Genomic DNA, 20,451 nt, shown 5'->3' with positions numbered 1-20,451 from the left:
CCGCCCAAACGTCGGCCGAGGGGCGCACGGGTGCCCGGCCTCACTCACGCCCGTGTCGTCGCCCGCCGTACCGCCAGGGCGGCCATCGGCAGGAGCAGCGCCGCCCCGATCGCGTTCAGCCAGCCATACCCCGCCTGCGCCACCACGAGTCCCGCGGCCGCTCCGCCCAGACCGGCCGCCGTGTTCATCGTGAGGTCCGACAGGCCCTGGACCGCCGCCCGCGCGGGCTGCGGCACGGAGTCCGTCAGCAGCGTGGAGCCCGCGACCAGGCCCGCCGACCAGCCGAGGCCCAGCAGGAACAGGCCGAGCGCCGTCCGGCCGTGGCTCGGCCCCGCCGTACCCGCCAGCAGCGCCGCCGTGCTGAGCAGGCCGGCCGCCAGTCCGATCACGGCCAGCCGCCCGATGCGGTCCGCCAGCCAGCCCATCAGCGGCGAGAACGCGTACATGCCCGCGATGTGCCCGCTGATGACCACCCCGATCAGCTGGATCCCCGCACCGTGGTGGCTCAGCGCGACCGGCGTCATCGACATGATCGACACCATCGCCGTGTGCGACACCGCGACCGTGACCAGTGCCAGCTGCGCCATGGGGGAGTCCCGTACGGCCCGCACTCCGGCACGCAGCGAACGCCCCTCGGGAGAGCGGTCGGCGGGCGACAGCGCGCGGGCCGTCAGCAGCGGGTCCGGGCGCAGCAGGACCAGGACCAGGACCGCCGAGACCAGGAAGACGCCCGCCGCCCACAGGAACGGGCCGGCGGCCGCCGGTACGCCGATGCCGGACACGCTGTGCCCGGCGGGCGAGGCGATGTTCGGCCCCAGCACCGCCCCGATCGTCGTCGCCCACACCACCGTGGAGATCGCCCGCCCCCGCCGCTCCGGCTCGGCCAGGTCCGCGGCGGCGAACCGGGCCTGGAGGTTGGCCGAGGAGGCCGCGCCGAACCCCGCCATGCCGAGCAGCAGCAGCGGAAAGCTGCCGACGACGGCCGCCAGCACGACCACACCCGCGCCCAGCGCCCCGATGACGTACGCGAGGACCAGACCGGGCCGCCGCCCCCGGGTGGTCATCAGGGCGGCCAGCGGCACCGAGAGCAGCGCGGTCCCGGCCACGGTCGCGGTAGGGGCGAGGCCGGACAGGGCTTCCGTACCGCTGACCTCCTGCGCCAGGATCGCGGCGAGGGCGATTCCGGTCGCGACTCCCAGGCCGCCCAGTATCTGGCTGGCGATCAGCACGGCGTTGATACGGCGCCGCAGTGCCGGGAGTTCGGCGGTCCCGATCACCGTGGTCTCTGATATGTCAGGAGCGTCAGGGCTGGTGGTCACTGACGCAGTGTGCCAGCGACCGTGCCGGTGCGAAACCGTGCCCGTGGTCTCTGCCGGGGTGCTGGCGCGCCCATGCCGAACCATGCGGGACGACGCCTGCCCAGGCGCACCGGCGCCCGTGCCCGACGGTCCCGAGCGCTGTCCGGCGTGGCCTGGTGAACGGCCAGGCCGGCGACCGGATCCCGACCACCGTCCCGTCGGCGACCGCCGCGTGCCGCAGCCGGTCAGAACAATGGCTCCGGCAGCACGCCTTCCAGCGCCAGCAGCCTGCGCTTCGTCTCCAGGCCACCGCCGAAGCCGCCCAGCCCGCCGCCCGTCTCCACCACTCGATGACAGGGCACGACGACGGGCAGTGGATTGGAGCCCATGGCCGCGCCGACCGCCTGGGCCGCGCCCGGCTGGCCGACGCGTGCCGCGAGATCGCCGTAGCCGACGACCGTCCCGTACAGCGCGGCGGCCGGCAGCTCTCGCAGCACCTGGCGGTTGAAACCCGCCGACAGCGACCAGTCCAGCGGGAGGTCGAAATCCCGGAGCGTGCCCTCGAAGTACGCGTGGAGCTGGCGTATCGGCTCGGCGAGGCGCCCGGCCGCCGTCTCGGCGGGCAGCGCGCCGAGCCGGTCCGCCAGCTGCTTCAGCGCCCGGTCCCGTGTCGCGGGCCGCGCGTGGAACACCACGCTCACCAGGCCGTCGCCGGTCGCGGCGAGCAGCAGCGGCCCGATGTCCGTGGCGACGACGCTCCACTCGAGGGTGTTCCTGCCGGTGGTGTTCATGGGAACACCGTACGACCGGGCACTGACACTCCGTCCGGGAGCGGGCGTCAGCTCACCGCGTCCCGCACGACGTCCGGGTTGTTGGTGATGATCCCGTCGACCCCGAAGGCGTCCACGCGCGCGGCGCCCGCCGCGTCGTTCACCGTCCAGGTGTTGACCCGCAGCGGCTTGCCGTGCGCGCCCTTCAGGGCCCGCCGTGCGCGCCCTGAAGGGCGGGCCCCCCCGTGCGGGGCGCGCACGGCGGCCACGTACTCGGCGGTGAGCGAGGTGTGCGAGGGGTTGATCTGGTCGGTGAACGCCGCGTACGCGGGAAGATCGGCGACCGCCGGCGTGCCGAGGAAGCCGGTGGTGAGGTCCGGCCGCTGCCGGTGCACGGCCTTCACACTGTCCGCGCCGAAGCTCTGGATGACGAGCCGGCCCGCCACGTGCCGGCGGTCCAGCCAGCCCTCCTCGCCGAGCACCCGCAGCGTGTCCTGTTCGATGCCGGGGTACAGCTCGGGCTTCTTGATCTCCAGCAGCAGCTTCTGGTTGTTCGCGTCGACGCGGTTCAGGTACTGCTTGAGCGTGGGCACGCGCGCGCCCGCCCACTCGGAGCCGCGCCAGCTGCCCGCGTCGAGGCGGGCGATCTCGGCGGCCGTGAAGTCCTTGACCTTCCAGGGCGCGCGGTCGGGGAAGACCTGCTCCACGTCGGTGGTCCGGGCGAGGGAGTCGTCGTGGACGACGACGAGCTCGCCGTCCTTGGTGCGCTGGACGTCGTTCTCGACCCAGACGAAGCCCATCCGGTCCGCGAGGTCGACCGCCGCGAGGGTGTTCTCGGGCGCGTAGGCGGAGGCGCCCCGGTGGGCGATCACGAGCGGTTCGGCGTGCCGTGCGGCGGCTTCCGGGGTGCCGGAGGCCGAGCCGGGTGCGAGGAACACGGCCGTTCCGAGGGCAGTGGCGGCGAGGGCTGCGACGGGGCGTGCGTGCACGGTACTTCCTCACGTCGTCGGATCACGGACGGGCCGAGAGTGACAGTTGTCGGCCAACGCGGGACAGGCGAAGTATGGCCACAACGTGAAGGGATCCCGCGCACAGGGAGCCGCCCGTGTCTCGCATGCCGACAAATCGCTGCCCCGGCGTTTGCATCGTGTTCCCCTGGCCGTACTCTCGCCCACAATCGGAGGTTCGCTCCCGGAAGCGCGTGGGGTCGCGGGGATCGCGGAGCGGCCGGGGCACCGGGCAGGGGATAACACGGGGCGAAGGGCGCAGGGATGCAGGGCACGGTGGACGGTTTCGGCTATGGCCTCGTCACTCCGGTGGCGGCCTATCTCATGGCCTGCCTGGGCGGCGCCCTGGGCCTGCGCTGCACCACGCGGTCCGTACGCCACGGCCGGGGTTTCAAGGCGGGGTGGCTCGCGCTCGGCGCCACGGCCATCGGCTCGGGGATCTGGACGATGCACTTCATCGCGATGATGGGGTTCACCGTCGAGGAGGCCCCGATCGGCTACGACAGGGCGACCACCTTCGCGAGCCTCGCCGTGGCCGTCGTCATGGTCGGCATCGGGATCTTCATCGTCGGCTACCGCGGCGCGACCGTGAGGGCACTGGTCACCGGCGGAACGCTGACCGGACTCGGTATCGCCTCCATGCACTACCTCGGCATGGCCGGAATGCGACTGCAGGGCGTCCTGGTGTACGACACCTTCACCGTCGCGCTCTCCGTGGTGATCGCCGTCGTCGCGGCGACCGCGGCGCTGTGGGCGGCGGTGTCCGTGCACGGCTTTCTCGCCAGTCTGGGCGCCGCCCTCGTGATGGGCATCGCCGTGAGCGGAATGCACTACGTAGGCATGGCGGCGGTCAGCGTCCATCTGCACCCGACGATCGACCTGACCGCCACCGGCGAGTCCCCGGTCGGCGTGCTCGCACCCGTCCTCGTGGGGCCCGCGGTCTTCCTGCTGCTCGCGGCCGTCGTGGTGATGTTCGACCCGCTTCTCGTGCTGGGCGAGCCGGAACACGGCCGGCACCTGCGCGACGAGGCACACCGCCCGGGCGTCCCGGCCCGCGTCTGGGCGCCGGCGGAGCGTCGGCCCGCCACCTGGGCCGCCGACCGCCGCCGCAGCAGGCGCTTCGCGGAGCACGACAGCCGCTGAGTGCGGAGCGCGGGAGCGGCAGGCGCGGGGCCGCGGGGAAAGCTGCTGGTCGGAGCGGCTCTGAGCGGTGACCGAGACCCTGCTGGGAGCCGGCCTCCGCAGCGGTTCACCCCCGGCTGTCAGTGGCGGGTCGTACGGTGGATTCCATGCGGCCCGTTTCCCAGATCGAACGTACGGTGGCGCCCTTCGAGGTCGTCAGCCCCTACCAGCCCAGCGGCGACCAGCCGACAGCCATTGCCGACCTCGAGCGGCGTATCCGCGCGGGCGAGAAGGACGTCGTCCTGCTCGGCGCGACCGGCACCGGCAAGTCGGCGACCACCGCGTGGATGATCGAGCGGCTTCAGCGCCCCACTCTGGTGATGGCGCCGAACAAGACCCTGGCCGCCCAGCTGGCGAACGAATTCCGCGAGCTCCTCCCGAACAACGCGGTGGAGTACTTCGTCTCGTACTACGACTACTACCAGCCCGAGGCGTACGTCCCCCAGTCGGACACCTACATCGAGAAGGACTCCTCGATCAACGAGGAGGTGGAGCGCCTGCGCCACTCCGCGACGAATTCGCTGCTGACCCGCCGGGACGTCGTCGTGGTCGCCTCCGTCTCCTGCATCTACGGCCTCGGCACCCCGCAGGAGTACGTGGACCGCATGGTCCAGCTCAGGGTCGGCGACGAGATCGACCGCGACCAGCTGCTGCGCCGCTTCGTCGACATCCAGTACACGCGCAACGACATGGCGTTCCAGCGCGGCACCTTCCGGGTCCGCGGCGACACCATCGAGATCTTCCCGGTCTACGAGGAGCTCGCTGTCCGCATCGAGATGTTCGGCGACGAGATCGAGGCCCTGTCCACGCTCCACCCGCTCACCGGCGAGATCCTCACCGAGGACCAGTCGCTGTACGTCTTCCCCGCCAGCCACTACGTGGCCGGTCCCGAGCGCATGGAGAAGGCGGTCAACGGCATCGAGGCCGAGCTGGAGCAGCGCCTCGCGGAGCTCGACAAGCAGGGCAAGCTGCTGGAGTCCCAGCGGCTGCGCATGCGCACCACGTACGACATCGAGATGATGCGCCAGATCGGCTCCTGCTCCGGCATCGAGAACTACTCGATGCACTTCGACGACCGCGAGCCCGGCTCCCCGCCCAACACCCTCCTCGACTACTTCCCCGAGGACTTCCTGCTCGTCATCGACGAGTCCCATGTGACGGTCCCGCAGATCGGCGCGATGTACGAGGGCGACGCCTCCCGCAAGCGCACGCTCGTCGACCACGGCTTCCGGCTGCCGTCCGCGCTCGACAACCGCCCGTTGAAGTGGGAGGAGTTCCAGGAGCGGATCGGCCAGACCGTCTACCTGTCCGCCACCCCCGGCACCTACGAGCTGTCGCGCGGCGACGGCTTCGTGGAGCAGATCATCCGCCCCACGGGCCTCGTCGACCCCGAGGTCGTCGTCAAGCCGACGGAGGGCCAGATCGACGACCTGGTCCACGAGATCCGGCTGCGCACGGAGAAGGACGAGAGGGTCCTCGTCACCACCCTCACCAAGAAGATGGCCGAGGACCTCACCGACTACTTCCTCGAGCTGGGCATCCAGGTCCGCTACCTCCACAGCGACGTCGACACCCTGCGCCGCGTCGAGCTGTTGCGCGAACTGCGCGCCGGCGAGTACGACGTCCTGGTCGGCATCAACCTCCTGCGCGAGGGCCTCGACCTCCCCGAGGTCTCGCTGGTGGCCATTCTGGACGCCGACAAGGAGGGCTTCCTGCGCTCCGGCACCTCCCTCATCCAGACCATCGGCCGCGCGGCGCGCAACGTCTCCGGCCAGGTCCACATGTACGCGGACAAGATCACGCCCGCGATGGAGAAGGCCATCGAGGAGACCAACCGCCGCCGCGAGAAGCAGATCGCGTACAACACGGAGAACGGCATCGACCCCCAGCCGCTCCGCAAGAAGATCAACGACATCGTCGCGACGATCGCGCGCGAGGAGGTCGACACCGAGGAACTGCTCGGCACCGGCTACCGGCAGGCGAAGGCCGACAAGGCGGGCAAGGCCGCCAAGGTCCCCGTGCCCGCGGTCGGCACCTCGGGCGCCAGGAAGGGCGAGGTGGTCAGCGACCGCCCCGCCGCCGAACTGGCCGGAATCATCGAGGAGATGACCGACCGGATGCGCGCCGCGGCGGCGGAGCTGCAGTTCGAGGTGGCCGCGCGACTGCGCGACGAGGTGAGCGAGTTGAAGAAGGAGCTCCGCCAGATGAAGGAGGCGGGCCTGGCCTGAGGGCGCGCAGCGGACGCTGTGTTGCAAGACCGACACAAAATCGGGCGGACGGTCCTGCTCCGCCGTGCCGACTGCGTAGGGTGCAGGTCACCGCACATTTGGGCGGTGGCAATTCTCAAGAAGGGGACAGCGCGTGACGGTCAACATGACCAAGGGCCAGGCCATCAGCCTGCAGAAGAGCGACGGGGGCACCCTCACGGCTGTGCGGATGGGGCTCGGCTGGCAGGCGGCCCCGCGCCGCGGTCTGTTCGGCTCGCGCACCCGCGAGATCGACCTCGACGCGTCGGCCGTGCTGTTCGCCGACAAGCAGCCGGTGGACGTGGTCTTCTTCCGCCACCTCGTCAGCGACGACGGCTCGGTCAAGCACACCGGTGACAACCTGGTGGGCGGCGCCGGTTCCGGCGGCGACGACGAGGCGATCCTCGTCGACCTGCAGCGGGTGCCGGTCCACATCGACCAGATCGTCTTCACGGTGAACTCCTTCACCGGCCAGACGTTCCAGGAGGTGCAGAACGCCTTCTGCCGCATCGTCGACGAGACCAACGGCCAGGAGCTCGCCCGCTACACGCTCGACGGCGGCGGCCAGTACACGGCGCAGATCATGGCCAAGGTGCACCGCGCCGGCGGCGGCTGGCAGATGACCGCCCTGGGCAACCCGGCCAACGGCCGTACGTTCCAGGACCTGATGCCGGCGATCCTGCCGCACCTGTAGGCGTTCACCGCAGGCACGGACCGCATCGACGGACCCGCAGCTCCCGGAGGCACAGCCGCCGGGAGCTGCACCGCTTCACCACACGGCGCGAACCGCCGGCCGCCCGCCCGCGGGCGCCGCCACACCACATCCGACGCGCACACCACACGCGTACCGCAGAGCACCGAGGGGACAGAGCGATGACGGCCGAGCTGGTCCGGGGGCAGAACCACCCCCTGCCGCACACCCGCCTGGACGTACGGGTGTCGGCCGGTCATCCGGTCCTGGCCTGCGCCAGCTATGTCGACGACCGCGGCACCGGACGCGAGGAGTGGGTCGCCCATCCCGGCGCCCGCACACTGCCCGGCATCGAGGTGCCGGCACAGGCCGACCGGACGCCCCGGTTCACACTCCAGCTGGACGCCGTGCCCGAGGCGGCACAGCAGATAAGCGTGCTCCTCGCGCTCACCGGCCAGGGCGGTCCCGACCGCTTCGGCGCCACCGCGGCGCCCTTCCTCGCCGTCGTCGGAGAGGACGGCGTCGAGATCGCCAGCTTCACGGTCACCGGCCTCGACACCGAGACCGCGCTCGTCGCGGTCGAGTTCTACCGGCGCCAGGGCGCCTGGAAGATCCGCGCGGTGGGCCAGGGCTACGAGGGCGGACTCGCGGATCTCCTGGCCGATCAGGGCCTCGCCCGCGCCCGGGAGGTCGCCGCGGAAATCCACGCGACCGTCGCGCCCCTGGCCCCCCGTACCGCACCGGCGCGGCTGGTCACGGGCGCCGACGCGGGGTCGGCCGCGTCCGACCAGTCCTCCGCCCCCGACGCGGCGCGGTCCGGCGGCCGTTCGCTCTCCGACGGGCTGTCCGTGCCCGCCGCCCAGGCCGCCGCGGCCTCCGCCGGCCCGCAGCAGACCGCGGGGCCGGACGGACCCCAGGTCCCCAGCGGCCCGGTCGACTACACGCACCCCCGGCGCCGGTCGGCGGCCCCGCCGCCGCCCCCGGCCGCACCGCCGGGCGAGCCCGGCCGTCCCTCCGCGCCCGTCGCGGGCGACGCCACCGGCTGGTCGATGGAGGAGCGCCTCTACAACCAGATCTGGGGCATGTTCGAGGACCTGGCCCGGACTGTCGCCGCATACCGCAGCGCGGTCGAGTTCGCCGAGAACCGCATGGAGAAGGAGCTCGACGAGGTCCTGTCCGACCCGCGCAGCCGCATAGGCAGTGGCGGGGACGCGGCACGGGCCGCGGCCCGCGCCAAGTACGAGCAGCTGACCGACCAGGCCCGGCAGGTCCTCGACCGCGACCTGGCCCAGCTCACCGCCGAGGCGGACGTCGTCGAGCCCGCGCTGCCGCCGGCGTTCGCGCGCTGGGACAACCCGGTCTGGCACGCCTACCGCGTCCCGATGGAGATCCCCATGGCGCTGCGCATCGGGGACATTCACCTGCCCGAGAGCCCCGAGCTGCGCCTTCCGCTGCTCGTACGACTGCCGCTGGAGCGTGGATTGTGGGTGGACAGCGGACGGTCGAGCTCGGACGCGGCCATGGCGCTGGACGAGGGTGTACTGCGCCGGCAGGCCGCCGACACGGCGGTCGCCCTCGCGGCTCGTCTTCTCGCGGTGTATCCGCCCGGTGAGTTCGCGGTACATGTGATCGACCCGGCGGGGTCGGCGGCCGAGTCCCTGGCCCCGCTGGCCGGCTCGGGCGTGCTCGCCGGGCCGCCGGCGGCCGGTGCCCAGGGCGTGAGTTCTGTCCTCGCCCGGCTGACCCAGCGGGTCGACCTGGTGACGATGGCCCTGCGCGGCGACGCGGCCGACTCCCTGCCGCCGGACCTCGACCGGGCCGAGCAGCTCCTGATCGTCAACGACTTCCCGCACGGCTTCGACGACCGGGCTGTCACACAGTTGCGATACCTCGCGGACGAGGGGCCCGCCGTCGGCGTCCACGTGCTGATGGTCGCCGACCGCGAGGACGCCTCCGCCTACGGCCCCCTGCTGGACCCGCTGTGGCGCTCGCTCCTTCGGATCACGCCCGTGCCCGACGACCACCTCGCCGACCCGTGGGTGCGGCACGCGTGGACGTACGAGCCGCTGACCGTGCCCTCGGGCAGTGCCGTGCTGCGTCAGGTGCTGGACCAAGTGGCCGACGCCCGCCGCTCATGGGGCCGTTGACCTGGTCACTTGGTATCCGCTTTACCCTCCCCTTTACCTTTACTTGGTCTTTCCTGTACTGTTCCTTGGGCGGAGGGGAGTACTCCCGACTCGCGGCGTGCCCGTCAGTACGGACCGACAGAGAAGGTCCCGGGGCGCCGGCCCGAGGTGCGGCATGACGCCGCGCGGGGTGGAGGAGACCTCCGGCAGCGACGACGCTGATCAGTAGCCGTACGAAGCCGGAGGCACAGTGGACGTTTCCCTGACCCTTTGGGTGCTGACCATTCTCGGTCTCAGCGCCCTCATCGCGGTCGACTTCTTCATCGGGCGGAAGCCCCATGACGTGTCGATCAAAGAAGCAGGCATCTGGACCGTCGTCTGGATCGTGCTGGCCGCGCTCTTCGGCTTCGGCCTGCTCGCGTTCGGCGAGAGCCAGGCGTCCGGAGAGTTCTTCGCGGGCTTCATCACCGAGAAGTCGCTGAGCGTCGACAACCTCTTCGTCTTCGTCCTGATCATGGCGAAGTTCTCGGTGCCCTCCCACCTCCAGCAGCGGGTGCTGCTGATCGGTGTGCTGATAGCCCTCGTGCTGCGGGCGATCTTCATCGCCGCCGGCGCCGCCATCATCGCCAGCTTCTCGTGGGTGTTCTACATCTTCGGCGCCTTCCTCATCTACACCGCCTGGAAGCTCATCCAGGAGGCGCGCTCAGACGAGGAAGAGGAGGAGTTCGAGGAGAACAGGCTCCTCAAGTCCATCGAGAAGAAGTTCGGCGTCGCCGACAAGTACCACGGCACGAAGCTCTTCATCCGGAACAACGGCAAGCGCGTTCTGACCCCGCTGATGGTGGTCATGCTGGCCATCGGCACCACCGATGTGCTCTTCGCGCTGGACTCCATCCCCGCGATCTTCGGTCTGACCCAGGACCCGTACATCGTGTTCACGGCCAATGCGTTCGCGCTGATGGGTCTGCGCCAGCTGTACTTCCTCATCGGCGGACTGCTGAAGAAGCTGGTCCACCTCAGCTACGGCCTGTCGGTGATCCTCGGCTTCATCGGCGTCAAGCTGGTGTTGCATGCACTGCACGAAAGTGGGGTGCACGTGCCCGAGATCTCGATCCCGTTCTCGCTGTCCGTCATCTGCGGCGTGCTGGTCGTCACGACGATCACCAGCCTGATCGCCTCAAAGAAGCAGGCCGAGCGGGAAGCGGCCGAGGCGGGCGAGAAGACCGGCGTCGAGGTCTGACGCCCTGGGACGAAGACCGACGGCCGGCCCGGAGAACGCTCCGGGCCGGCCTCGTGTCTGTCGCCCTGGGGCTACCAGCCGCGTTCGCGCCACTCCGGCAGCTTCGGCCGCTCGTCGCCCAGCGTCGTGTCCTTGCCGTGGCCCGGGTAGACCCACGTCTCGTCCGGGAGCCGGCCGAAGAGCTTCTCCTCGACGCCGTTCAGCAGATCGGCGAACGCCTTCGGATCGTCATGGGTGTTGCCCACACCGCCCGGGAAGGAAATCACCCCGGAGAACACCCGGGACACATACGTGAAGTCGTGGCGGGTCACCGCCCAGGGCCTCCCGCTCACCGAGGGCACCCGCGGCCTCCTGGTCGCGTTCGTGACGTGGATGCTCCGGGAGGGCCAGCAGAACGGGAAGGGCTACGCCGCCTCGTCGGCCAGCACGATTCTTGCCGGTGTCGTCATCGGTCTGCGCCGGCGCGGGTGCGCCGTGTCCCGAGACGACCAGGCGGCCGCCCGCAAGGCGCTGGACGGCCTAACCGTGCGGCTGCTGCAGGAGGGCGAGCGGCGCGGCCGAGGCCAGGCGGCCGCGGCTGAGGTCCCCGACCTGTACCGGGTGGTGCACCCCTGCCCCGACACCCTCGCCGTGGCCCGGGAAAAGGTGCTCATCCTGACCGGCTTCCACTACGCCTCGCGTGCGCAGGACCCCGCCGGCCTTCTCTTCGGGGACGTCGCCCTGACGCCGCGCGGCCTGGTCGTGTCGGTGCTCACCGGTAGACCAAGCACAGCGTCCGTGACGCGAAGATCAAGTATCAGGATGACCCGGAGTTTGCCCGGTGGAGGCGTGGACGGCGTACAGGACCCGCCTCACCGCCGAGGCCCCGCCGCGCTGGTCGGAGCCGACAGCGCCCGCATTCGTGGGCGTCGACCGGCATGGCAACGTCACCGGCGGCATGGTCCCCGACTGCGTCACCCGGGCCACCAAGCGGATCAGCGCCCGCGCCGGGGTCCCGCTCGCCTGGACAGGCCACAGCCTCCGAATCGGCCTGGCCACGACCGCCCGCCGCAAAAGAGGACGCCGTGGCGATCGCCGACCAGGGCGGATGGGCCCGGCACTCCCGCTCCATGAACGGCTACTTCCAGCGCGTCGACGGATGGGAGGACAACGCCACGGCGGGCCTCACGTAGTCGTACCGGCCTGCACGGCTTCGGCTTGCTCCTGACGTCGCTGTGCGCGGAGCCCGGTGTCGGGTTGTTCTGCGCGCCCAGCCGGGTTCCGGCCGGGGTCCTTCGGCGGCACCTTGGTCACCTTCAAACCAGATTCGGGACTTCTCGAAGCGGACAACGTTCTAAACGTCGGTGTAACTGCTCACGATGTCCTGCAGGACATGTGTGGGGGAGTCGCATCATCGTGCGCCTCTATCCGCTTGAGCGCCCGAAGCCTTGCCACCACGTTCACGGCTTGCGGGATCCCGGTGGGTCAACGGTCATTCCGAGGGGTGTGGCAGGGCGCGGTGTGCAGTCAGCTCTCGTCCATGCGGCGCCGGTCTTCGGTGTCCCACTTTTCGGTGTCGCGGGGCTGGGTGTAGGGCTCGGCGTCGGGCGGGTAGCCGCCGGCGACTGCCCGCTGGCGTAGCGCTTCGGCGTCGAACTCTAGGCCCAGCAGGATCGCAAGGTTGGTGATCCACAGCCAGATCAGGAACACGATGACGCCGGCCATGGTGCCGTAGGTTCTGTTGTAGGACGCGAAGTGTGCGACGTACAAAGCGAATCCAGCGGAAGCGGTCATCCAGAGCACCAGGGCCAGGAAACTGCCAGGGGTGATCCACCTGAATCCCTTCACGTCGGCGTTCGGGCTCGCCCAGTACAGGACGGCGATCATGAGCATGACCAGGATGACCAGGGCGGGCCACTTGGCGATCGACCACACCGACAGTGCCGTGTCCCCGAAACCGAGCGCTTGCCCGGCCAGGCGGGCCAGACCGCCGGTAAAAACGACGATCAGCGTGCTGAGCACCGCCGTGACCATCAGCATGACCGTCAGCGCGATACGCAGAAGGAGGATCTTCCATACCGAGCGGCCTTCGGGCATGTCGTAGACAGCGTTGGAGGTGCGGATGAACGCCGCTACATAACCGGAGGCCGACCACACCGCCAGCGCAATGCCGATGATGGCCATGACCGAACCGACATCAGGGTTGTTTTGGAGCTGCTCCACGGCGCGGGTGATGATGTCCCGGGCCATGCCGGGAGTGAGCTGCCTGAGGTTTTCCAGCACCGTGTCGGTGGCCGACTGGTCGGCGAGGCCCAGCAGGGAGACCAGCACGAGAAGTGCCGGGAACAGCGACAGTATCCCGTAGTACGTCATGGCCGCGGCGCGGTCAGCCAGCTCGTCGTCCTTGAACTCCCGCAGCGTGCCCTGGAGTACCTTGGGCCAGGACTGCTTGGGCAGTTCGGTCGGCCAGTCCGGCGCCGCTGCCTCCACCTGCTCACCGGGGCCGTACTGCTGCTCGTCCTGGCCACCGGTCTCGGGGAAATTGGTGGGGGAGCCGGCGGCCGCTCCTGACGTATGGCTTTGCTGATCCCGGTGGTCTTCTCGTCTGTAATGCAACGGCCGAGCCAACCTTCGGCCACGATGAGCGGCGCCGTGCCTTCGTCGCGGTTTCATGTGATGACAGCTCCATACGCACAGGTACGCGGGCCGGATCCCCGCAGACGGCAGGTGGCGGAACCAGCTGGATGGCACCTCCCGGAACGCGTCGGACGAAGGGTCGGTGGGGTGCACGCGCCCGGGTGAGAGCCGTCGTTCTCCCGTCCCTGGCGCCTGGGGCGCGGGGGGTCAGCCGCTTGCCGCGCTTCCCGGCTTCGTCGGCCTCGATGCGTTCTTTGCGGACCTCACCGGTAATACAGGCCTCCGCACCCGAGAGGTGCAACGACAGGGCGTACAAGTAGAGGCGGCGGCGTGTCAGCTGGTGAGCCTCCCAGGCGACGGTGGCTTCGTGCTGCGGCGTGTGTGTCGTGAGCCTCCGATCGACGTGGCGATACGGCGGGCTGGCGGACGGGGCGGCGCTGTGTGTGACACGTGCGCTGTCATGCGTGGCCAGTGGCTACGGCCCGGCAAGGCCTGCTGTCCCCGGAAGGCGCTTGCTCACCGGCGGGCAGGTGTTTCCGCTGATGCCTGCTCACCCCTTCCTCCCCGTACCTGGTCGTAGGACGGTGACTAGGTGGCGGGCAGGCTGCTGGGGCGGTGTGCGTCAACGTTCAGGCACGATGTTCTTGCTGCCGGTCGTGCCAGAGCGGTACGCAAGTCATCTACCCGTACCCAGCTTGCAAGCCTCTTTACGCAGACCTCTGCGGCCCGGTCGCTGTCCGCTTACTCAGGGAAGTGTTGGCGGTTGTGGCGGTGCCCGTGGTGAGGGCGAGCCCCGCCGCATCGCGGCGAGGCTGCTCGGTTTCAGCTTGCCTGCTGGTGCTGCCTGAGTTCGTGGGTGCTGGCGGTGAGCGTGCCGTCTTGCTGTTCGTAGTGGGACAGGGCGAGACCGAGGCCGAAGAAGGTTGGAGCCCACTCGCCCACGAAAATGCCCCACCGGTCGGCGCGTGCGAGCCCGGTTCCCGGTTCCGCTGCGAGAGAGACTGCCCACGCGGCGACCGTCAGGCCGATGGAGGCGAAGGCAGCCGTGTAGGCGTGCTCGCTGCGGACGCCCATCTCGTGCATCGCCTTGACCATCATGGTGCCCTCCGCCTACATGCCGGTGGAACGGGTGTTGGACTCCCGGTAGCCCTGGCGGTCGTGCTCGCGCTTCTTGCGCCACGGGATGAGACCGGCCAGGCCGAGGAGGCCGAAGAGGCCCCACAGGCCCGCGTTGTCGTCGTCCTCGTTCTGGTTGTCCTGGGCCTGAACCGTCGCGGTGGCGGCCGGCGGCATCGCCTGCTCGGCAGTGTCCTGGCTGAACGCCGTCCCTGCCGGCGCGAGAGCGAGCAGAAGGGCAATGAGTACCGTGCTGGCGGTTCTACGCATGGTGTCTCCTCTTCATTCCGGCCCCCCGGTAACCCAACAGTCGCCGGACATCTCCTGCATGTCCCAATATCTCAAGTAGTACATACTTCCAGTAGGTATGCATGCTTAGTCTGTTTCTCGTTCAACTGCCGGGGCTAGCTCCTTGAGTTGGCATCTCGCCTTTGCTGCGTGGTGCTTGTTGGCCGCGAGCATCTCCACTCACGCCCTGGCAGGGGGCTCGCCTCCTGCCCTGCAATCTTCCCGGCGGGCGTGCACCCATCCGCAATCCCGCTCGAGCGGCAGAACACTCATGGAGTGGGAGCCCGTGCGCCCCTCCTGTGCAGGCCGCGGATGAATAGAAGATAAGTGACTTTTCAGGATGAATCAGCACGTACGGGGTGGGTACGCGGCCGTTACAGCGCCAGCGCGAAAGGGGGCGGCGATGAGCAGGCCGGAGTGGAAGGGGAGGGGATCGACGGGCAGTGTCGGCTCCTTCTCACCTGGGGTGCGCAGTCGTCAGGATTCCCGGCCGGCCGTGGCGGCCCGGCGAATGCATTCGCAACCGTCCGGTCGCCGAAGGGCCCGCGGGTGCATAGCATCGAATATCGTGATGCGTACATTTATGCGATGCCTTATGGCTATGCTGCTGACGACTGCGGGCCTGATCCTGACCTCTGCGAACGCCGCCTTGGCCGACGCCCCGATCGACCTGTCACGGGAAGGACAGATCACGGACCGGGTCGGGGCACTCGGCAACCGGGAACCTGAAGTCGCCCGGGCGCTGGCCCGGCTGGCCGACGAACACCAACTCCAGCTGTTCGTGGTGTACGTGAGCGATTTCTCCGGCCGTTCCCCACAGCAGTGGGCGAACGCGACAGCCGTAAGGAACGGGTTCGGCGCCGACGACGCGTTGCTCGCCGTCGCCACCAGCGACCGGCAGTACTCCTACTACGTGGACGCCGGCTCGCCGCTGACACGGCAGGACCTGACTGAGGTCGACGCAACAGCCGTCGCGCCGGCGCTGCGGCAGAACGACTGGGCGGGAGCGGCGATCGGCGCAGCCCGGGGATACGACGCGGTGCTCTCAGGTCAGCCCGCGCCCACGCTGGACGTGACGCCTGGAAGGGCGGACCCGGGTCAGGGCGAGCAGGTAGGCGTCGGCACAGGCAACTGGCTCCTTCTGCTTTTGGTGCTCGTTCCCGTGGCGCTGGTCGCGTTCGCCTTGATCAGACGTAGGTCGCGCAGGGTCGCCGGGCCGCGAGGCGGCGAAGAGACGTGGGGCGGGCCGTCCCCGGAGTCGCTGGCGGATCTCGACGCACAGGCGCGCCAGGCTCTGGTGCGAACCGACGACGCGGTGCGCACCAGCCAGGAGGAACTGGGCTTCGCCGCGGCGCAGTTCGGAGAGGAGGCGACTCAGCCGTTCACCGAAGCGGTGGAGGCGGCGAAGCGGGAGCTGACCGCGGCGTTCCGGCTGCGGCAGCAACTCGATGACGCCTACCCCGAGGACGATTCGACCCGCCTGCAGATGGTCCAGGAAATTCTTGCTCGGTGCGCGCAGGCCAATCGCGTTTTGGACGAGAAGGCCGAGGACTTCGACCAGTTGCGTGGCTTCGAACGCAACGCTCCTCAAGCCCTGGCTGCGGCTCAGGCGGCTTTCGACACCGCGAGCAGCCGAGTGGTGCTCGCGCAGGACACCCTGGCCGCCATGCGCGAGCAGTACGCCTCCTCAGCCACCGAACCGGTAGGCACTGACGTAGAGCAGGCGGGCAGCCGACTGCAGTTCGCGCAGAACAGCCTGCAACAGGCGCGGCAGGCCGTGGAAGGCAACGACAACGGCTCGGCCGCGATCCAGGTGCGAGCCGCAGAGGCGGCCGTGGCGCAGGCCAACCAGTTGATCGAAGCCGTCGACCGGCGGGCACAGGAACTTGCGGACGCGGCCGGCGCGCTGCCAGGCGCATTGACCGAGACGGACGCGGATCTGGCGGAGGCGCGTGGCCTGCTGCAGGGAGCCAAAGAGCTGCCGACCGCCGCCCTGCAGGGGCGGATCGCGCGCGCCGAGACCGTGGCGACCGAGGTACGCAGGGCCATGGACAGTGGCCGGTACGACCCCATCGACGCGCTGCGCCGGGTGGAGGAGGCCGATGCCGGGCTTGACGAGGCCCTCATGGGGGCGCAGGAGAACGAGCAGGGCACACGGCGCGCTCGGGCGCTGCTTGAGCGGACGGTGTTCAGTGCGCAGTCCAGCGTCGGTGAGGCCGTTGACTACATCATCACGAACAGGGGAGCCGTCGGCAGCGAGGCCCGCACGCGGCTCGCGGAAGCACAGCGCAGGCTGCAGCGGGCCGAGGCCTTCTCCGGCCGGGGTGCCGGGGCGGATGCGCACAATGCCCTGACAGAGGCGCAGCAGGCCGACGCGCTGGCGCAGGATGCGCTGCTCCTGGCCCAAGAGGACGTACAGGATTTCGGCGTCGCCATCGAGCCCGGTGTGTACGCGGTCGGAAGCGGCGGCAGCGGCCTGGCGGGCGCCATGCTCGGCGGGATCCTGCTCGGCGGCTTCGGCGGTGGCTACAGCGCCGGGCCAGTCAGTTTCGGAGGCGGCGGAACACGCGCCCGTATGGGCGGCGGCCGTTTCTGACACCACCAATTCTCCCTCACCCAGATGCGCAAAGGAGAGGTGTTATGACCAAGCAGACCATCCTGGGACGGGTCGCCCAGCTCGCCCGGGCCAACATCAACGCCCTGATCGACCAGGCGGAAGATCCTCAGCTGATGCTGGACCAGCTGATCCGCGACTACACCAACAACATCAGGGAAGCGGAGCAGGCGGTGGCCACCACCATCGGCAACCTGCGCCTGATGGAACAGGATTACAAGGAGGACAAGGAAGCCGCCACCGAGTGGGGCCGCAAGGCACTCGCAGCCAGCAAGAAGGCAGACGAACTCCGCGCTGCGGGCGACCCCGTGGACGCGGACAGGTTCGACACCTTGGCCAAGGTCGCCCTGAGCAGGCAGCTGCAGTCCGAAAGGGAGGCCACGGCAGCCGAGCCGACCATCGCCTCCAACACGGCCGTCGTGCACAAACTCAAGACCGGCCTCGACCAGATGCAGCTCAAACTCGGCGAACTGCACAGCAAGCGCGACCAACTCGTGGCACGGGCGAAGTCCGCCGAGGCGCAAAACCGTATGCTGGACGCCGTCAAAAGCATCGACATACTCGACCCGACAAGCGAACTCAGCCGGTTCGAGGACAAGGTGCGCCGCGAAGAGGCCCGGGCCATGGGCAAGGAAGAACTCGCCGCCTCCTCCCTGGACACGCAGTTCGAGCAGCTCGAAGGACTCGGCGACGCGACCGAGATCGAAACGCGGCTGGCTGCACTGAAAGCCGCATAACCGCCAGCAGTCACCACTCGCCACCTGGGAGCCAGCGGTGAAGTCGCGGCGGACGAGGTCCGCTGCCTTCACGGCGGTTGGGTCCACGAACCGATGCGCTGCCAGGTCCGTGAGAGGGCCCGCCGCCGATCAGGGGACCCGCGCCCCGGCCCACCATGGTGGTGCTGGACACACAGAGTGTCCACGTAGCCGCCGAGGTCCCCGCCTCCACAACCGGCCTTGACCCGGCGAAGGGGTGGCCGCAAGTGGGGGCCTCGCCGTGGACGAGGTGTTCGGCCTGATCATCGCCGCGTGCTGGGCGAACACGACAACGCTGCGGGCATCGCCCTGCTGGACCAGGTCGCCGGCACACCGGCGGCACCATCGAGAAGGCGCTGGTCGATCGGTCGTTGGCGAGAGAGCAGAAGCGGCATCAGTACTACCGCCATCCGCAGATGGTCCCAAGGCCGGAGCAGGCCCCGGCGCTAATTGCCGGGTTCTACAGCGACCGGAGCGCATCGGCACAGCCGGAGCACTCCCATGGCCTCATGTTGGGTGGCAGCCACGGCGCCCCCGGTCCCTGAGGCTGGTAGTTCACCCGTTCCATGTGCTCTGTCGGCTTGCCGCAGAACGTCCGGTCATCCACGTCGCCGGGGGTCCTCCGGTTCGGCTGGTGCCGCGTGTATCGCCTCGATCCATGAGACCGGATCGCCCGGGCCGAAGTCCTCGGACAGTTCCTCGCGCAGCTCGCGCAGCACGACGATCGCCATGTGGCCACTTTCGACGCTCACCGCGGCTGCCGCATCCCGGGCTCGGCGGAGTCCGTCCGCCGGGCCGGCCCCTTCGTTGTGGCGCATTGCGTCAGCGGCGTCCCTCGTGCTGCTGGACGAGGTCCAGGACGGCCTGATCGTCACGCAGATGCTGGGGCACCGTAGTAGCAGGCATCACGACAGGTCTTCACGCAGAGCTTGAGCCAGCCGTTGTGACCGTCCCATCCCACACGACGCGCTTGCGTCCGGGGGAGGGGCAGGTCTCGCAGATGGTAGACGCCTCCTGGGGCTTCGCTGGTGCTGCGGTGAACGCGTGACCGCCCCCGCTTTGGTTGCGCAACGGGGGCGGTCGTCGTTGGACGGTTACCAGCCTCGTGCGCGCCACTCCGCGAGGTGGGGCCGCTCCGTGCCGAGGCTGGTGTCGTTGCCGTGGCCGGGGTAGACCCAGGTCTCATCGGGCAAGACGTCGAATACCTTGGTCTCCAGGCCGTCCATTAGGGAGTTGAACTCTTCCGGACGTGTTGTCCGGCCAGGGCCGCCCGGGAAGAGGCAGTCCCCGGTGAACACTTGGGGATGCCCGTGCGGGTCGTCGTAGACCAGCACGATCGATCCCGGGGTATGGCCGACGAGATGACGGGCGGTCAGCTCGACGCGGCCCACCCGGATCGTGTCCCCGTCGTCCACCGGTACATCGGTGGGGACGGGAATCCCCTCGGCGTCGTGGCGACCCGCGTACGTCCGGGCGCCCGTCGCCGCGACCACCTCGCCGAGCGCCTGCCAGTGGTCGCCGTGGCGGTGCGTGGTGACGACCGACGCGATCGAGTCGTCCCCGATGAGCCGCAGCAGGGTCTGCGGCTCGGCGGCGGCGTCGATCAGCAGCTGCTCGCCGGTGGCCCGGCAGCGCAGCAGATAGGCGTTGTTGTCCATCGGGCCGACCGCGACCTTGGAGATCATCAGATCGGTCAGTTCGTGCACGTCCGCAGGCCCGCCGACCTTCACCGCTCCGCTGTACGTCATAGATCTCAGCCTATAGCGGGGGCAGCGTCGGCAGCGGTCCTCCCGCCACCTCCAGCGCCGCGCCGTCCCGCCGTCCCGCGAGCCAGCCCAGCACGTCCGCTGGTGACCCGGACACCGTCACCTCGGGCCCTTCGTCGCCACCCGTGCGCCACTCGCCTCCGGCGGCCAGGATCCGCGTCGGCGGGACGTTCGCCGCGCCGCGGAAGCGCTGGGCGAGGAAGTCGGTCTCCCGCTGGGTGAACTCCTTCGGTAGGTCCTCCAGTTCATAGCCGATGCCGAGGTCGACGTGGTGCAGCTCCACCTCGATCAGGCGGCGGAAGGGTACGCGTGCCGCCCGGTCGGTGACGCCGTTGCGCAGTTCAACAGTGCGGTCCCAGTCCGCGGGCACGGCGCCGGCGTCCTGGAAACGTGCCGCGGCCGCCCGCAGGTCGTCGAGCTGCTCCGCGAGGGGCCGGGGCGCGTCGCGCTCGATGTCGGCCTCGCGCGCCTCGCCACTGACGTACATGGGGCGGCCCTCGAGAACATTCACGAGCGCGTCGGCGTTACGGGAGATGTGGGCCAGTACGTGGCCGATGGTCCAGCCCGGCAGCCGTGACGGCCGTGCCGGGGCGGCGTTGTCCAGTCCGGAGACGGCGGTGAGGAGCCGGTCGGTCGCTTCGCGTAGGGAGCGCAGGTCGCTCAGAGGATCGATCACGAGCCAGACCCTAGCCCTCGGCACTCGTTCGGGTGAAGGAATCGGCAGGCGTCCGTAAAT

16 protein-coding genes and 1 pseudogene are annotated in these 20,451 nt (G+C 69.8%); 7 read left to right on the top strand and 10 right to left on the bottom strand.

Annotated elements, in window-relative coordinates; genetic code table 11:
- Nucleotides 1-44: 44 nt before the first annotated feature.
- The 3 genes from ACLB9X_RS00815 to ACLB9X_RS00805 form a co-directional block, all read right to left on the bottom strand.
- Nucleotides 45-1,319: an MFS transporter gene (locus ACLB9X_RS00815; RefSeq protein WP_410358206.1), complete on the bottom strand. Its 1,275-nt coding sequence runs from the start codon at nt 1,317-1,319 to the stop codon at nt 45-47.
- A gap of 224 nt (nt 1,320-1,543) precedes the next feature.
- Nucleotides 1,544-2,089: a methylated-DNA--[protein]-cysteine S-methyltransferase gene (locus ACLB9X_RS00810; protein WP_410358205.1), complete on the bottom strand. Its 546-nt coding sequence runs from the start codon at nt 2,087-2,089 to the stop codon at nt 1,544-1,546.
- Nucleotides 2,090-2,136: 47 nt separating this feature from the next.
- On the bottom strand, nt 2,137-3,057 hold the full coding sequence (locus ACLB9X_RS00805; protein ID WP_410358204.1) for a glycerophosphodiester phosphodiesterase: 921 nt from the start codon (nt 3,055-3,057) through the stop codon (nt 2,137-2,139).
- A 282-nt stretch (nt 3,058-3,339) separates the two neighbouring features.
- Between ACLB9X_RS00805 and ACLB9X_RS00800 the strand changes: the two genes are divergently transcribed.
- The 5 genes from ACLB9X_RS00800 to ACLB9X_RS00780 all read left to right on the top strand — a co-directional run bounded on the left by ACLB9X_RS00800 (nt 3,340) and on the right by ACLB9X_RS00780 (nt 10,560).
- A complete protein-coding gene (locus ACLB9X_RS00800) occupies nt 3,340-4,218 on the top strand; it encodes an MHYT domain-containing protein (RefSeq protein WP_410358203.1) in 879 nt (292 codons plus the stop codon).
- Between the two features lie 146 nt (nt 4,219-4,364).
- A complete protein-coding gene (gene uvrB / locus ACLB9X_RS00795; protein WP_410358202.1) occupies nt 4,365-6,485 on the top strand; it encodes an excinuclease ABC subunit UvrB in 2,121 nt (706 codons plus the stop codon).
- Nucleotides 6,486-6,618: 133 nt separating this feature from the next.
- Nucleotides 6,619-7,197, top strand: coding sequence for a TerD family protein (locus ACLB9X_RS00790; RefSeq protein WP_124277026.1), 579 nt, complete (start codon nt 6,619-6,621; stop codon nt 7,195-7,197).
- A 179-nt stretch (nt 7,198-7,376) separates the two neighbouring features.
- Nucleotides 7,377-9,341 (top strand): TerD family protein, encoded by a 1,965-nt coding sequence (locus ACLB9X_RS00785; protein WP_410358201.1) that lies wholly within the window; start codon nt 7,377-7,379, stop codon nt 9,339-9,341.
- A 229-nt stretch (nt 9,342-9,570) separates the two neighbouring features.
- Entirely contained in the window at nt 9,571-10,560 is a 990-nt protein-coding gene (locus ACLB9X_RS00780; RefSeq protein WP_410358200.1) for a TerC/Alx family metal homeostasis membrane protein, read from the top strand.
- Between the two features lie 71 nt (nt 10,561-10,631).
- Here ACLB9X_RS00780 and ACLB9X_RS00775 read toward each other — a convergent pair.
- From ACLB9X_RS00775 to ACLB9X_RS00760, 4 genes and pseudogenes are all read right to left on the bottom strand, one after another.
- A pseudogene (locus tag ACLB9X_RS00775) lies at nt 10,632-10,829 on the bottom strand (MBL fold metallo-hydrolase); the annotation flags it as partial.
- 1,237 nt (nt 10,830-12,066) lie between these two features.
- Complete coding sequence (locus ACLB9X_RS00770; protein ID WP_410358199.1) at nt 12,067-13,212, bottom strand: YihY/virulence factor BrkB family protein; 1,146 nt, start codon at nt 13,210-13,212, stop codon at nt 12,067-12,069.
- A gap of 786 nt (nt 13,213-13,998) precedes the next feature.
- Complete coding sequence (locus tag ACLB9X_RS00765) at nt 13,999-14,274, bottom strand: hypothetical protein (protein ID WP_410358198.1); 276 nt, start codon at nt 14,272-14,274, stop codon at nt 13,999-14,001.
- 12 nt (nt 14,275-14,286) lie between these two features.
- A complete protein-coding gene (locus ACLB9X_RS00760) occupies nt 14,287-14,562 on the bottom strand; it encodes a WGxxGxxG family protein (RefSeq protein ID WP_218513040.1) in 276 nt (91 codons plus the stop codon).
- Between the two features lie 619 nt (nt 14,563-15,181).
- Here ACLB9X_RS00760 and ACLB9X_RS00755 point away from each other — a divergent pair.
- Both ACLB9X_RS00755 and ACLB9X_RS00750 read left to right on the top strand, forming a co-directional pair.
- Nucleotides 15,182-17,176 carry a TPM domain-containing protein gene (locus ACLB9X_RS00755; protein WP_410358197.1) on the top strand — a complete coding sequence of 665 codons (1,995 nt, stop codon included), beginning with the start codon at nt 15,182-15,184 and terminating at the stop codon, nt 17,174-17,176.
- A gap of 44 nt (nt 17,177-17,220) precedes the next feature.
- Nucleotides 17,221-17,931, top strand: coding sequence for a PspA/IM30 family protein (locus tag ACLB9X_RS00750; protein WP_410358196.1), 711 nt, complete (start codon nt 17,221-17,223; stop codon nt 17,929-17,931).
- Nucleotides 17,932-18,548: 617 nt separating this feature from the next.
- Here ACLB9X_RS00750 and ACLB9X_RS00745 read toward each other — a convergent pair.
- From ACLB9X_RS00745 to ACLB9X_RS00735, 3 genes are all read right to left on the bottom strand, one after another.
- Nucleotides 18,549-18,680: a hypothetical protein gene (locus ACLB9X_RS00745; RefSeq protein WP_410358195.1), complete on the bottom strand. Its 132-nt coding sequence runs from the start codon at nt 18,678-18,680 to the stop codon at nt 18,549-18,551.
- Nucleotides 18,681-19,043: 363 nt separating this feature from the next.
- Nucleotides 19,044-19,697: an MBL fold metallo-hydrolase gene (locus ACLB9X_RS00740; RefSeq protein ID WP_410358194.1), complete on the bottom strand. Its 654-nt coding sequence runs from the start codon at nt 19,695-19,697 to the stop codon at nt 19,044-19,046.
- 10 nt (nt 19,698-19,707) lie between these two features.
- Complete coding sequence (locus ACLB9X_RS00735) at nt 19,708-20,391, bottom strand: maleylpyruvate isomerase family mycothiol-dependent enzyme (protein WP_410358193.1); 684 nt, start codon at nt 20,389-20,391, stop codon at nt 19,708-19,710.
- Nucleotides 20,392-20,451: the final 60 nt, after the last annotated feature.

It is taken from the genome of Streptomyces sp. 5K101 (assembly GCF_046506645.1).
Classification (GTDB): domain Bacteria; phylum Actinomycetota; class Actinomycetes; order Streptomycetales; family Streptomycetaceae; genus Streptomyces.
This window is presented reverse-complemented; position numbering and strand designations above follow the sequence as displayed.

Bases quoted from the DNA above. Each gene is read 5' to 3' on its own strand.
- ACLB9X_RS00745 (WP_410358195.1), bottom strand. From the start codon at position 18,680: ATGGCGATCGTCGTGCTGCGCGAGCTGCGCGAGGAACTGTCCGAGGAC.
- ACLB9X_RS00765 (WP_410358198.1), bottom strand. From the start codon at position 14,274: ATGATGGTCAAGGCGATGCACGAGATGGGCGTCCGCAGCGAGCACGCC.
- ACLB9X_RS00770 (WP_410358199.1), bottom strand. From the start codon at position 13,212: ATGAAACCGCGACGAAGGCACGGCGCCGCTCATCGTGGCCGAAGGTTG.
- uvrB (WP_410358202.1), top strand. From the start codon at position 4,365: ATGCGGCCCGTTTCCCAGATCGAACGTACGGTGGCGCCCTTCGAGGTC.
- ACLB9X_RS00785 (WP_410358201.1), top strand. From the start codon at position 7,377: ATGACGGCCGAGCTGGTCCGGGGGCAGAACCACCCCCTGCCGCACACC.
- ACLB9X_RS00755 (WP_410358197.1), top strand. From the start codon at position 15,182: ATGCTGCTGACGACTGCGGGCCTGATCCTGACCTCTGCGAACGCCGCC.
- ACLB9X_RS00760 (WP_218513040.1), bottom strand. From the start codon at position 14,562: ATGCGTAGAACCGCCAGCACGGTACTCATTGCCCTTCTGCTCGCTCTC.
- ACLB9X_RS00750 (WP_410358196.1), top strand. From the start codon at position 17,221: ATGACCAAGCAGACCATCCTGGGACGGGTCGCCCAGCTCGCCCGGGCC.
- ACLB9X_RS00740 (WP_410358194.1), bottom strand. From the start codon at position 19,697: ATGACGTACAGCGGAGCGGTGAAGGTCGGCGGGCCTGCGGACGTGCAC.
- ACLB9X_RS00810 (WP_410358205.1), bottom strand. From the start codon at position 2,089: ATGAACACCACCGGCAGGAACACCCTCGAGTGGAGCGTCGTCGCCACG.
- ACLB9X_RS00800 (WP_410358203.1), top strand. From the start codon at position 3,340: ATGCAGGGCACGGTGGACGGTTTCGGCTATGGCCTCGTCACTCCGGTG.